Origin of the sequence: Micromonospora sp. DT81.3 (assembly GCF_049847225.1) — a bacterium.
In the GTDB taxonomy this organism is placed as follows: domain Bacteria; phylum Actinomycetota; class Actinomycetes; order Actinomycetales; family Microbacteriaceae; genus Microbacterium.
Map to the genome: position 1 here is coordinate 130,276 of NZ_JBNCNY010000002.1, position 12,506 is coordinate 142,781.

Consider the following 12,506-nt stretch of genomic DNA (forward strand, 5'->3'; position numbering starts at 1 on the left):
GCCGCAAGAGCGCCGCGCGGATAGCGTGACAGTCCGACGCGGTCCTGCACCGCCTGTGCCGGAAAGGGACACACTCATGAGCGACTTCTTCGATCGCGAAGCCGACCGGGCATACACCCGCGTCTACAAGACCGAAACGCCCGACATCCTCAAGGCGTGGGCCGAGTTCGACGGCGCGGTGTTCGCCTCCGAGGGACGCGAGATTCCGCTGAAGTACCGCGAGCTCATCGCCCTCGCCGTCGGGATCACCACGCAGTGCGTCTACTGCATCGACGGGCACAGTCAGAAGGCCGCGCGCGCCGGGGCCAGCGAGGCCGAACTGGCCGAGGCCGCGTGGGTCGCCACCGCCATCCGCGCCGGCGGCGGCTTCGCGCACGGCCGCCTCGCGTTCAAGTTCGCCGAAGACGCCCTGGTGCCCGCGCACCAGCACTGAGGGATCGCGAGACCCCGGTCCCTGAGCCTGTCGAAGGGTCGGGGTGACGACGCCTCGACAGGCTCGGCGACCTCGGACCCGCCGCATTCGGCGCGGTGCGTCAGACGCTGCTCCCTGGATTGAGGATGCCCAGGGGGTCGAACATCCCCTTCAGCCTCAGCTGCAGGACGTGCACATCCCGTCCCAGCTCTCGCTCGGCCCACGCTCGTTTGAGCCGGCCGACGCCGTGCTCGGCCGTGATGGTGCCTCCGAGTTCGAGCGCGAGGGCGAAGATCCGGTCGGCCGCCGCGAGCGCCTGCGGCCGCACCGGGGCATCGACCGGGCCCCGCTCGGTCACGATGATGGGGTGCAGGTTGCCGTCGCCGGCGTGCCCGAAGACGAAGACGCGCACGCCCTCTTCCCGGGCGATCGCCTCGATCCGCTCGACGGCCTCCGCCAAGCGCCGTCGTGGTACCGCGATGTCCTCGATCAGGGTACGGCCCAGGGCCTCGAGCGCGGGCAGCGCGCGGCGGCGTGCGAAGAGCAGGGCTTCGGATCCCGCGGGATCCGTCGCCGTCTCCACGTGTGTGACCAGAGGCGCGATGGCGGAGGTGATGACGCCGAGTTCCTCCTCCGCACCGAATCCGTCGGTCTGGATGACGAGCAGGGCGTCGCCGCGGTCGCGCAGGGTGGTGCCCTCGAGCGCGTCGATCGCGCCGAGCGTCGGTCCGTCGAGGATCTCGAGCACCGCGGGCCGCGCCCCCGATCGCGTGATGGCCGTCACGGCGCGTGCCGCGGCCGCGATGTCGGGAAAGTAGGCGGCCGCGGTGACGGTGCGGACCGGGCGAGGAATGAGCCGCAGGGTGGCTCCGACGATGACGCCGAGGGTGCCCTCCGACCCCGTGAAGAGGCCGACGAGGTCGTATCCGGTGACGCCCTTGATGGTGTCCCGGCCGACGTGGATCAGGGTGCCATCCGCGAGCACTACATCGAGCGCGAGCACGTGGTCTCGTGTCACGCCGTACTTGGCGCCGCGCAGGCCGCCGGCGTTGGTGGCGATGTTGCCGCCGATGGTCGAGATTCCCACGCTGCCGGGATCGGGGGCGTACATCAGACCGTGAACGGATGCCGCGGCATCCAGCTCTGCGGTGATGACGCCCGGTTCGACGCGGGCGAGCTGTTCGTCCGCGTCGAGGTCGAGAATGCGGTCGAGGCCGGAGAGGTCGAGGACGAGGGCTCCGGTCACGCCGACAGCGCCCGCGGCGAGGCCTGATCCGGCGCCGCGCGCGATCACCGGAGTTCCCGTGTCGTGCGCCCATGCGAGCAGGCGCTGCACCTCGGAGACGTCGCGAGGGCGCAGCACCCCGGCGGGGTTCGTGACCGGCCATCCGGATCGGTCGGTGGCGGCGGCCCGCAGCACGTCGAGGTCGGTCAGCACGTCGACGGGCGGAGACGGCGGCGTCATGCTCGCAGCCGTTCGCGCGGCAGCCACCCTGAGGCGAATTCGGGCGGCAAGCTCACTTCGCCCGGGCGCCCTCGGTGGGCGGCGAGCGCACCGAGTTCCCGTGCCACGGCGGCGTTGAGCGGCGCATGGATGCCGTGCCGGCGGGCGATCAGCGCGATCTCGCCGCTCAGGAAGTCGACCTCACTCGAGGCCCCTCGCGCGAAACTCTGCCAGGTGGAGAGGTGCCCCGGTTCATGCCCCGGCACCTCGGCGACATCGATGCGCGGCGCATCCCACGGCGGTGCGGCGACGGCAAGGCCGGCCGAGGCGAACACCCGACGCGCCTCCTGCGCGAGGGCCGCCTCAGCGTGTTCCTGCTGCTCGATCGTCGCATCGAAGACATCGACCACGTTGCGAAGGTTGGCGATGAGCTTGCGGCGCTTGGCCGCCGCGATATCCGACTCGATCAGCGCGGCGAAGCCCGCCTGCGCGAACGCACCGCGGTGGCGCTCCTCCTCGCCCGGCAGCGACGTGGGATACCCGCCGATCCAGGCGACCCCGACGACCGGCTTCGCGGGCGAGACGACGACGCCCGGTTCGAGGTGACTCGCGGGGATGCCGACCGAGACTCCGATCACGCGATCGAAGCGGCGCAGCGCCGCGTCCTCGCTCGCCAGGCCGTTCTGCAGCGTGAGGATCGGCAGATCGGCGACCACTCCTACACGGTGGGCGAGGGGGATCCAGGCGATCTCGGCGATGGCCGACTCGGCATCCTGCGACTTGACGGCCAGCACGACCGTGTCGGAGAGGCGCGGAGCCGCGTCGCGGATCGAGGACACCACGTCCACCGAAACCACTTCGTCGCCTTCCGGACGCCGCACCCGGATGCCTCGAGCTGCGATCGCCTCGTAGGACGCGCCTCGGGCGACGAGGGTGACGGGCACCTTCGCGATCGTCCATTGCGCGGCGAGGAGCGCACCGAGGGCTCCCGCACCGACGATGATGTAGCGACTCATGCGACAGCCTCTCGGAGGGTTCGACCGGGCACGGCATCCAGCAGCGCCCCCGTGTATTCGTGGGTGGGGGCGGCGAGCACGCTGGCCGCCGTTCCCTGCTCGAGCAGGCGTCCCCGCCGCATGACGGCCACCTCGTGCGCCACCTGCGCCACGACGCCGAGGTCGTGGGAGACCAGCACGAAGCCGACGCCGAGGTCCTGCTGCAGCCGGGCCAGCAGTCGCAGCACCTGGTCCTGCACCGACACGTCCAGCGCCGAGACCGGTTCGTCCAGATACAGCAGCTCGGGCTCGATGGCGAGGGCCCGGGCGATCGCGGCGCGCTGGCGCTGGCCACCCGACAGCTCTGCCGGGCGGCGGGTCGCCGCATCCGCCGGAAGCGCGACGAGATCGAGCAGCTCGGCGACCCGGGCGCGACGCGTGGTGCGCGTGCCCAGACCGAACGACACGAGCGGCTCGGCGATGCTGCGGCCGATCGAGAATCTCGGATCGAGGGACGAGAACGGATTCTGCTGCACGAGCTGGAACCGGCGACGCAGCGGTCGGGCCTCGCGCCAGCTCAGCGAGGTGACGTCGGTGCCGTCGAAGAGCACCCGGCCCCGCGTCGGCTTCTCGAGCCCCAGCGCGATGCGCAGCAGGGTGGTCTTGCCTGACCCCGATTCCCCCACGATCGCCAGGGTGCGACCGGCGCGGGCCTCGAGGGAGACGTCATCCAGGGCGCGGAGGGAGGTGGATGCCGATCCCCGCGGCAGCGGGAAGTCCTTCCCGACGCCTTCCCATCGCACCAGGACGGGCGCCGCCTCCGGCTGCGGGTGCGGCGGGCACGGTGAGACGAGCCCCGGAGCGGCGGCCACGAGCCGCTTGGTGTACGCGTGAGCGGGCCTGGCGAGCACCTCGACGGCCGCGCCCTGTTCGACCACGAGCCCGTCCTGCAGCACCAGCACGCGGTCGGCGCGGTCGGCGGCGACCCCCAGGTCGTGCGTGATGATCACGAGCGCGATGCCGCGTTCGCGGACGAGGGCATCGAGGTGATCGAGGATGCGGCGCTGCACCGTGACGTCGAGGGCGCTGGTCGGCTCGTCGGCGACGATGACATCCGGGTCGCCGGCGAGCGCGACCGCGATGAGCACCCGCTGACGCAGACCCCCGGACAGTTCGTGGGGGTACTGCTGAGCTCGTGCCACCGGGTCATCGATGCCCGCCTGAGTGAGCGCCTCGACGACGGCCGCATCGACCGCGGGTTTCGGCACGCCTCGTAGGCGAACGGCCTCGGCGACCTGGTGGCCGATGCGCTGCGTCGGGTTGAGCGAGACGGTCGGATCCTGCGGCACGAGTCCGACGACGCGGCCGCGGATGCGGCGTGTTACCCGCTCCGGCGCGCCGGCGAGCTCGACCCCGGCCACCTTCGCCGAGCCGGCTACGACACGGCCGGTGTGCGGCAGCAGCCCGAGCAGCGCCAGCGAAGCGGTGCTCTTGCCCGAGCCCGACTCCCCCACGATCGCCACCCGCTCGCCGCGCTCCACCCGCAGGTCGATGCCTCGGAGCGCGTGCGTGAGGTGGCCGTCGCGACGGTAGTCGACGGCGAGGCCCCGGATGTCGATCAGCGCGGCGGGTTCGATCAGCGCGGTGGGTTCGATCGGCGCACCGGGTTCGATCGGGGTCGCGCCGTTTCCGGCATCCGGGCTCATCGCTGCACCTCTTCCAGGCTCTTCGCCAGATGGTTCAGGCTCAGCACCACGACGGCGACGAACAGCCCCGGCAGGAGAGACACCCACGGCGCGGTGATCAGGAAGTTGCGCCCGTTGGAGATGAGCGTCCCCCACTCGGCCGCGGGCGGCGCCGCCCCGAAGCCGAGGAAGCTCAGCGCGGCGACGGCGAGGATCGCGGCGCCGAAGTCCAGGACGGCCAGGACGGCGACCGGCCCCCACGAGTTCGGCAGCACGTGGGTGAAGAGGATGCGCCCCCACGACGCCCCGCCGGAGCGGGCCGCCTCGATGTAGGGCAGCGTCTTCACTCGCAGCACCTCCGCCCGGGTCGTTCTGGCGAAGCCCGGGACGATGCCGATGCCGACGGCGATCGCCACCGGAATCGTGCCGAAGCCGAGGGCGGTCACGATCGCCAAAGCGAGCAGCAGGCCGGGGATCGCGAGGAAGACGTCGACGATCCGCATGGTCACCGAATCGACGCCCCCGCCGAGGAACCCGGCGAGCACTCCCAGCGTGAGTCCGGCGACGAGCGCGATGCCGATCGCCAGCACCGTGGCCGCGATGGTCAGGGTCGAGCCGTGCACGACCCGCGAATACAGGTCGCGGCCGAGGTCGTCGGTGCCGAACCAGTGCGCCAGGCTCGGCGGCTGCAGTCTCGCGGCGGGCGCCGTGGCGGTGGGGTCGTAGGTGGCGAACAGTGAGGGTGCGATCGCGGTCAGCAGCGCGAAGGCGACGATCGCCAGCGCGACCACGACGCCGGGTCGGCGGAGCAGCGCCGGGACCGGGCGCCGACGGCGGCCGGGGGTGGATGCCGCGGCCCGCGGCGCCGGCGTTGCGCCGGTCTCCTCGGTCGGTGCGGTGGCGACGAGGGGCTTCTCGAGCAGGTCGGTCATGCGCGGCTCACATTCGGGGTTCGGGCATTCGGGGTTCGGGCCTTCGCGGTTCGGGCGATGCGGGGATCGAGCAGGGGGTAGAGCAGATCGACGATCAGATTGACGACGACGAACGCGGCCGCCGCCAGCACGACGATCGCCTGCACCACGGGGATGTCCTGGGCGAGCACCGACTCCTGGGCGAGCCGGCCCACGCCGTTGCGTGAGAACACCGTCTCCACGACGATCGAGCCGGTCACGGTCGCCCCGACCAGCAGGCCCAGGATCGTCAGGGTGGGCAGGGCCGCGTTGCGGAAGGCGTGACGCACCTGCACCGCGAAACGACTGAGGCCCTTGGCCCGGGCGGTGGCGATGTAGGCCTCACCGAGCGTGTCGTCGAAGCTGCGGGTCAGCACCTGGGCGAGCACCGCCGCGGTGGGGATGGCCATCGTGACGGCCGGCAGCACGAGGCTCTGCCACCCCTCGCTGCCCATCGCCGGGAACCAGCCGAGGGTGAAGGCGAACACCTGGATCAGCAGGAGCCCGATCCAGAAGTTCGGGACGCTGACGCCCACCGCGGGCACGCGGCGCAGCAGGTCTGCCAGCCGCCCCCGGGGCAGCCACGTCGCGAGGAACGCGATGGCGACGCCGATGACGAGGGCGAGGACGATGGCGATCACGCTGAGGGTGAGGGTGCCGGGGAGGCGCTGCGCGAGCAGCTCGGTGACCGGGATGCCCTTGGCGAAGGACACCCCGAAGTCGCCGCGCAGCGCCGCCCCGAGCATGCCGAGGTACTGAGCCCAGAGGGGGCGGTCCAGCCCGAGTCGGGCCGCGGCCACCTCCCTCTCCTGCGGCGTGAGCGAGTCGACCTCGATGTTGTTGGCCGACAGCATCAGGGCGACCGGGTCGCCCGGCAGCAGGTAGAGGATCGCGAAGGTCACCGTGTAGGCAGCCCACAGCACCAGCGCGGCCTGTCCGATCCTCTTCAGCACGTACCTCGTCATGGCGCTACTCCGCGCTCTTCCAGATGTCGTAGTAAGACAGGAACGACTCGCTCGTGAAACGGAACCCGTTCACGCCCGGCGCGGTGGCGGCGAGCTGCACACGCTCGAAGATGGGGAAGGAGACCCCGTCCGCGATGAGCAGCTGCTGCAGCTCTGCGTAGATGTCGGACCGGTCCGCCGGATCGGCCTCCTGCAGTCCCGCGTCGAAGAGCGCCTGCACCTCTGCCGCGGTCTCCGGGGTCTGGGCGTTCTTGGCGAACGCCTTGGACCCGGCGTAGCGCTCGTCGAGGATCCAGGCCAGCACACCGGGGTCGGCCCTGGTGTAGTAGGTCGCGAGCAGGTCGTACTCGCCGTTCGCGGTGATGGCAGCACGATCGGCCGGCTGGTAGACGTCGAGCTTCAGCTCGATGCCGACCTGCTTGAGCTGGTCCTGCAGCAGCACATCGCCGGGCGTCTCGGCCGTGATGGGCGCCACGAGCGTGAGCGTCTGGCCGTCCCGACTGCGATACGTCGCGCCGTCTTCGAGCACCCATCCGGCTTCGTCGAGGATCTCCCCGGCCTTCTCGGGATCGTAGGCGAGCGCATCCGCCTGGCTCTCGAAGAACGGCGTGGTGGTGTCGAACGGTCCCTCGACCACCGGGTAGTCGGCGCCGTAGATGGTCTGGGCATAGGTCTCGCGGTCGATCGAGATCTGCAGCGCGTCGCGCACCGCCTTCTCGGAGAGCGGATGACCCTCGCTCACGTTCGGGTAGTACGCCGAGGATGGACCCGGCAGCGACCGGCTCTCGATCGTGGCGCCGCTGCTTTCCAGGAGCGCCCGGTCCTCGGGGGTGAACGGGTTGCGCGGCCACGCGATGTCGCTGGCGCCGCTGGCGAGGTCGCCTACCCGCACGCTGTCCTCTGCGACGTAGTTGATGTGCACGGCGTCGAGGTAGGCATCGCCCTGGTGGGCATTCAGCTCGCTCGCCCATTCGTACCCGGTGCGCTTGGAGAGGTCGATGCCCTCAGCGGGCGTGTACTGATCGAGCACGAACGGGCCGGAGCCGACGACGTTGCCGAGGCACCGCTCCTCGGGGGTGGCCTCATACGACGACGCTGCGAGGATCGCGAGGTTCGTCGTCGACGTGCCCTGCAGGAACGCGGCGTTCGGCGTCGAGAACTGCACCTGGACGGTGTCCTCATCCACGGCCGTGCTCGACGCGTATCCGGAGACGTACACCCCTCCATAGGCGCCGGGAACGGCAGCGAGGGTCGCCTTGGCGCTCTCCAGGGCGAGCACGACCGAATCGGCCGTGAACGCCGTTCCGTCGCTGAAGGTCACGTCATCGCGCAGGTTGAAGGTGTACGTCAGTCCGTCGGGGCTGACCTCCCAGTCGGTGGCGAGCCACGGCACGATCTCGCCTGTCTCGGGGTCCTGGTCGGTCAGCGAGTCGGCGACGTTGCGGATCACCTGGCGGTGCTCGATCCAGTAGGTCTGGAATGGGTCGACGCACGAGAACGCGGCATTGTCGGGCCAGAACTCGACAGTCAGCTCGCCGCCGGCGACGGGGTCTCCCTCGGGGGCGGTTGTCGCCGCGCCTCCGGCGGTTCCCGCGCAGCCCGCCATCAGGACGACGGATGCCGCGGCCAACGCGGCGAGCGCAGGGGTTCGGTATCGATGGGTCGTGCTCATGGTGTCGTGCCTCTTTCTTGGTGGGTTCGACTGGCATCGGTCGTTGAGCGAGGGAGCGAAGCGACCGGGCTGTGTTCGAGGACGCTCCGGCCGGCCGCGACGAGGGCGGCGTCGTCCTGCGGGGGGTGCGGGCGGGCGCACAGCACGTCGCGCAGGTGCCGCTCGAACGGGAGGCTGCGGGTCAGACCGGGGTTGCCGATCGCGGCAACGAGCCCCTGCACCGCGGCGATCGCGCCGCGGGAGGTCAGGAGCTTGACGAGACCCGGCGAAGCGGGATCCGGTCGTCCTTCATCGGTCTGCGCCGCGACGGCGTCGAGCACCAGCCGGGCCTGGGTGAGCTGCGCCTGCGCCTCGCCGGCGACCGACTGGATGCGCTCGAGCGTTGCGATCGGCCGCCCGAGCGACGCGGGTACGCGCTCGTTGGCGAACCGGGCGAACGCCCCGAGCGCCGCCTGCGCGATGCCGACGTACAGCGACGGCACCGCGAGGGCGATGGAACCCGGGATGCTGCCGTTGTTCGGCACCGTGCCGACCGGAGCGCCGCTGAAGTTCTCGAACGGCACGCGCACGTCGTCGTAGATCACGTCGTGGGTCGAACTGGCGCGCATGCCGAGGTGGTCCCACGTGCGCTCGATGCGGATGCCGGGCGCGTCGCCCGGAACGAGGACGTGGCCTACGCGCTGGTCGATCTCATCCGTGACGACCCAGACGAGGTGGTAGGCCAGGCCCTCCGAACCGGTGGCGAAGCCCTTGTGGCCAGACACCGACCAGCCGTCCCAAGTGCGCCGCGCCGTGGTGGCCGGCAGCCCCCCGCGCGCGGGAGCGCCGAGCTCCGGCTCCGCGCGGACGGCGTTGAGAAGCGTCGGCCGCTCGGCCGATTCACGAAGGATCTGCGCGTAGAGCTCCACGGGCAGCGCCCCGGTCGTTGCCTGCAGGGCGTGCTGGGCGACGGTCATCGCCGTGATCAGGGCGACCGAGGGGTCGCCCTGCCCGAGAGCGAGGAAGACCTCGACGGTCTCGTGCGCCGAGAGGCCGCGCCCGCCGTCCCGCTCCACCACGGATGCCGTCAGCAACCCGGCTTCGTGCACGGCAAGGATCCCGGGCCAGGGAAAGGAGGCGTCGGCGTCGTGCGTCGGGGCGTGCGCCGCGAGGGCCGCCGTCACGGCCGCGAGCGAGCCCGCATCCAGGCGCACCTCCCGGAGGTCCGCGGCGGCGACCGCGCTCACGCTCGGACGCCCTCGGTGATAGGAGGCTGCGCCACGATCTCGCCGCGGACGCCGGTGGCCTCCCGGTGGGCCAGCTCCTGGCGGACGAGCGGCAGGATGTACCGGCCGTAGTCGATCGCGTCGTTGAGGTTGTCGTAGCCGCGGATCGAGATCAGCTCGGCGCCGAGGTCGACGTAGTCGAGGATCGCGGCGGCCACCGTCTCGTAGCTGCCGACGAGCGCAGTCGAGGCACCCTGCGCGTTGGTCACAGCGGCGGGCCTGGTCCACAGGGCACGGTCGTGCAGCTCGCCGCGCGCCGCGGCATCGAGCAGTCGCTGGGAGCCGACGTTCTGTGGGGTGCCGGTCTGCCCGCGGAAGGGCACGAGACCGGCGTTGGCGTAGTTCTCGGCGAGCGTCGCGATCTGGGCGTGCGCCTTCTCCCAGGCGAGCTCGTCGGTCGCGGCGACGATGGGCCGGAACGTCACCCAGATTCGAGGTGTGTCGGTGCGCCCGGCGGCGGCCGCGCTCTCGTTCACGCGGGCGATCTGGTCGCGGGTGTCGGCGAGGGGCTCGCCCCACAACCCGAAGATGTCACCGAGGGCGCCGCCCACCCGGTACGCCGCGTCCGAGGATCCGCCGACCGAGATCGGGATCTCGCCGTGCGGCTGGAATCCGGGCCCGAAGTCCTCGAAGCGGTAGTAGGTTCCCTCGTGGCTGAACGGCGCTCGCTCGTTCCACGAGCGCCGGACGATCTGGATCCACTCCGCCGAGCGGTCGTAGCGCTCATCCTTGTTCAGGAAGTCCCCCTGGCGCGCCTGTTCGGCGTCGCTGCCCCCGGAGATGATGTGCACGACGGCACGGCCGTTCGAGAACTGGTCGAGTGTGGCGAGCTGCTGCGCCGCGACGGTGGGGAAGACGGTGTTGGGCCGCACGGCGACGATGGGCTTGATCGATTCCGTGGCCGCCGCGACGGCTGTGGCCACGACGAACGAATCGGCGCCCGAGCTGCCGTAGGGAACGAGGGTGTAGTCGAAGCCCGCATCTTCGAGCGCGCGCGAGTAGTGGCGCAGGTAGTCCGGGTCAAGGCTTCGCCCCGGAAGCGGGTTGAGCTCGTCTCCTGGGCGGACGTTGACGGCGCTGATGAATTCGACGGTCATGACTTCTCCTTCTGGATGGACGCCAGGGCGCCTTCGGGTTCGGATCCGATGGCGACCGGGCGGTCGGGGTGGTTCGACCACTGGCTCCACGACCCCGCGTACAGGGTGGGGCTGTAGCCGGCCAGGGTGAGGGCCACGAAGGCGTGGGATGCAGTGACGCCCGACCCGCAGTAGACGCCGACCGGCTCGCCATGCTCGATTCCGAGCTCGGCGAACTCGCGGCGCAGGGTCTCCGGATCGAGGAATCGCCCGTCGGCGTCGACGTTCTGCGCGGTGAAGCGGTTGAGGGCCCCCGGCACGTGGCCGGCCCGAGGGTCGATCGGCTCGAAGTCCCCGCGGTAGCGCTCGGCAGCCCGCACATCGATCAGCGCCCCCCGTCCGGCCAGGGCGGCCGCCTGGTCGATGTCCACCTGAGGCAGGTGCCCTCTCGAGAGCGTCACACTGCCAGGGGCGGGGACGGCATCGCCCTGCTCGAGAGCGTGGCCGGCGTTCGTCCACGCGCGAAGCGACCCGTCGAGGATACGCACGTCGGCGATGCCGGCATCCGTCAGCAGCCACCACGCGCGGGCCGCCGACAGGGACTTGAGGTCGTCGTACACGACGACGACGTCGCCGTCGTTCACCCCCCAGCGGCGAGCCGCCGTCTGCAGCAGGGCGTTGGAAGGGAGCGGATGCCGTCCGTCGGCCGGTGCGCCGTGTTCGGCGAGCTCGGAATCGAGGTCGACGTAGACGGCCCCCGGGATGTGGTCGTCGAGGAACTCGGGCCGCCCATCGGGGCGGTCCAGGCGCCAGCGCACGTCCAGAACGCGGACTGGTGAATCGGCGGAGAGCAGGTCGGCGAGTTCGTCTGCGGTGATGAGGATCTGGGACACGATTGTCTTTCGGAGTCGGCGGATGTCGAGCACCGGGCACGAGGGTGCCGGGCGCGGAAGGAATCGGATGCTGCCGGAGCGAGTGTCAGCGCAGCGAGGCGCTGACGGCCGAGCGCATTCGACGACGCCTCGCGGCACCGGGATTCAGCGAACAGAGGCTCAGCGAGTCGGTCACGTCCACGCCACGCGCCACGCCGACGCCCCGAAGGGTCGTGGTGAAGGGTGCGGGTCGCATCCGAGTCCTGTCTGTCGAGGTGCTCTGGCCAGACTATGGACAACGGCGGGCGAGCTCGCCCAGATCGCGCGGCATATGACGCCGCGTGTCACACGGCGTCCTGGTGATGGCCGGGGCGAGATCGAGACGCCGCGTGGCGGTTGCCGGATTTCGGCCTCACCTGGTGTTTGTCGACTCCGGCGCATCGTGGTCGGCGGAGCGGACTGCGCTCGAAGGGACGCTTCGGCGCTCGGTTCATTTCGCCGCGTGTCATTCCGGGCCCCGATCTCCCCGGATGTCTTCGCAGCTGCGCGCGGTCTCTGCGCGACGATCGACTGCGCCCATAGACACGGCGACACCGAGCCGGGCGGGTGCGCCGGCGGGGTGCGAGCACGCAAGAGATGCAGACGACATCAAGACGCTGTTCGTCTTCACACCCATCGTCGCGGCAAGTGCAGACGAGGCGGACCGGATCGTGCGTGCCTCCCTGGACCCAGACGAGGCCGCGCTGCGTGACGCCGCCGAAGCGTGGTCCAGCGACCTGGAGACCGATCTGACAACCCTCGACCTGGACAAGCCGCTCGACCCCGCGGTCTTCGGCGAGCACGTCTCGCAGGGCACCATCAAGGGGCTTCGCGCCGACTTCGACAGCTTCGCCGAGGCCCCCTTGCGCGACGTGCTCGCCAGCAAGGCCCGCCTCGGCCGAATCGGGAATGGGACCGGCGGCACGGTCGGCACGGCAGAGGAGATCGCGGACCTCGTCGAGGAGTTGGGCGAGGACGCCGACAACGACGGGCTCCTCTTCTCAGGCGACCTTCACCCGGTGACGCTCCACCGGATGCTCGACGAACTCGTCCCGGTACTGCGACGTCGCGGCATCCTCCGCTCGGAGTTCGCCACCGGCGGATTGAGGGAGAACCTCTCCTCCTTCTGAC

11 protein-coding genes are annotated in these 12,506 nt (G+C 71.0%); 2 read left to right on the forward strand and 9 right to left on the reverse strand.

All coding sequences use genetic code 11. The annotated features are described in order from the left end of the window. Window positions 1-76 precede the first annotated feature (76 nt). Window positions 77-433, forward strand: a complete 357-nt coding sequence (locus ACPW96_RS04845) for a carboxymuconolactone decarboxylase family protein (RefSeq protein WP_425817805.1) — start codon at window positions 77-79, stop codon at window positions 431-433. A gap of 100 nt (window positions 434-533) precedes the next feature. On the opposite strand, the gene ACPW96_RS04850 is transcribed toward ACPW96_RS04845, so the two are convergent. The 9 genes from ACPW96_RS04850 to ACPW96_RS04890 are packed head-to-tail and all read right to left on the reverse strand — an operon-like array spanning window position 534 to window position 11,357. Continuing rightward, on the reverse strand, window positions 534-1,877 hold the full coding sequence (locus tag ACPW96_RS04850; protein ID WP_425882217.1) for an FAD-binding oxidoreductase: 1,344 nt from the start codon (window positions 1,875-1,877) through the stop codon (window positions 534-536). Further along, window positions 1,874-2,872, reverse strand: coding sequence for a ketopantoate reductase family protein (locus tag ACPW96_RS04855; protein WP_425882218.1), 999 nt, complete (start codon window positions 2,870-2,872; stop codon window positions 1,874-1,876). Before ACPW96_RS04855 ends, ACPW96_RS04850 begins: the two co-directional genes overlap by 4 nt. Further along, window positions 2,869-4,557 carry a dipeptide ABC transporter ATP-binding protein gene (locus tag ACPW96_RS04860; RefSeq protein WP_425882219.1) on the reverse strand — a complete coding sequence of 563 codons (1,689 nt, stop codon included), beginning with the start codon at window positions 4,555-4,557 and terminating at the stop codon, window positions 2,869-2,871. The genes ACPW96_RS04855 and ACPW96_RS04860 overlap by 4 nt, the downstream gene beginning before the upstream one ends. Then, the gene (locus ACPW96_RS04865; RefSeq protein ID WP_425817797.1) at window positions 4,554-5,468 is read right to left on the reverse strand and encodes an ABC transporter permease; all 915 of its coding nucleotides are present in this window, start codon (window positions 5,466-5,468) and stop codon (window positions 4,554-4,556) included. Before ACPW96_RS04865 ends, ACPW96_RS04860 begins: the two co-directional genes overlap by 4 nt. Then, window positions 5,465-6,451, reverse strand: a complete 987-nt coding sequence (locus tag ACPW96_RS04870; RefSeq protein ID WP_425882220.1) for an ABC transporter permease — start codon at window positions 6,449-6,451, stop codon at window positions 5,465-5,467. Before ACPW96_RS04870 ends, ACPW96_RS04865 begins: the two co-directional genes overlap by 4 nt. Before the next feature lie 4 nt (window positions 6,452-6,455). Continuing rightward, the gene (locus ACPW96_RS04875) at window positions 6,456-8,123 is read right to left on the reverse strand and encodes an ABC transporter substrate-binding protein (protein WP_425882221.1); all 1,668 of its coding nucleotides are present in this window, start codon (window positions 8,121-8,123) and stop codon (window positions 6,456-6,458) included. Further along, window positions 8,120-9,349, reverse strand: coding sequence for an acyl-CoA dehydrogenase family protein (locus ACPW96_RS04880; protein WP_425882222.1), 1,230 nt, complete (start codon window positions 9,347-9,349; stop codon window positions 8,120-8,122). Before ACPW96_RS04880 ends, ACPW96_RS04875 begins: the two co-directional genes overlap by 4 nt. Further along, complete coding sequence (locus ACPW96_RS04885) at window positions 9,346-10,485, reverse strand: LLM class flavin-dependent oxidoreductase (protein WP_425882223.1); 1,140 nt, start codon at window positions 10,483-10,485, stop codon at window positions 9,346-9,348. The genes ACPW96_RS04880 and ACPW96_RS04885 overlap by 4 nt, the downstream gene beginning before the upstream one ends. Then, entirely contained in the window at window positions 10,482-11,357 is an 876-nt protein-coding gene (locus ACPW96_RS04890; RefSeq protein ID WP_425882224.1) for a sulfurtransferase, read from the reverse strand. Before ACPW96_RS04890 ends, ACPW96_RS04885 begins: the two co-directional genes overlap by 4 nt. A gap of 509 nt (window positions 11,358-11,866) precedes the next feature. On the opposite strand from ACPW96_RS04890, the gene ACPW96_RS04895 reads away from it, so the two are divergent. Next, complete coding sequence (locus tag ACPW96_RS04895; RefSeq protein WP_425882225.1) at window positions 11,867-12,505, forward strand: hypothetical protein; 639 nt, start codon at window positions 11,867-11,869, stop codon at window positions 12,503-12,505. Window position 12,506 lies beyond the last annotated feature (1 nt).

What these genes read in the sequence shown, in the direction of transcription:
- ACPW96_RS04855 (WP_425882218.1), bottom strand. Translation starts at nt 2,872, where the DNA reads ATGAGTCGCTACATCATCGTCGGTGCGGGAGCCCTCGGTGCGCTCCTC.
- ACPW96_RS04885 (WP_425882223.1), bottom strand. Translation starts at nt 10,485, where the DNA reads ATGACCGTCGAATTCATCAGCGCCGTCAACGTCCGCCCAGGAGACGAG.
- ACPW96_RS04850 (WP_425882217.1), bottom strand. Translation starts at nt 1,877, where the DNA reads ATGACGCCGCCGTCTCCGCCCGTCGACGTGCTGACCGACCTCGACGTG.
- ACPW96_RS04875 (WP_425882221.1), bottom strand. Translation starts at nt 8,123, where the DNA reads ATGAGCACGACCCATCGATACCGAACCCCTGCGCTCGCCGCGTTGGCC.
- ACPW96_RS04895 (WP_425882225.1), top strand. Translation starts at nt 11,867, where the DNA reads ATGTCTTCGCAGCTGCGCGCGGTCTCTGCGCGACGATCGACTGCGCCC.
- ACPW96_RS04860 (WP_425882219.1), bottom strand. Translation starts at nt 4,557, where the DNA reads ATGAGCCCGGATGCCGGAAACGGCGCGACCCCGATCGAACCCGGTGCG.
- ACPW96_RS04870 (WP_425882220.1), bottom strand. Translation starts at nt 6,451, where the DNA reads ATGACGAGGTACGTGCTGAAGAGGATCGGACAGGCCGCGCTGGTGCTG.
- ACPW96_RS04845 (WP_425817805.1), top strand. Translation starts at nt 77, where the DNA reads ATGAGCGACTTCTTCGATCGCGAAGCCGACCGGGCATACACCCGCGTC.
- ACPW96_RS04865 (WP_425817797.1), bottom strand. Translation starts at nt 5,468, where the DNA reads ATGACCGACCTGCTCGAGAAGCCCCTCGTCGCCACCGCACCGACCGAG.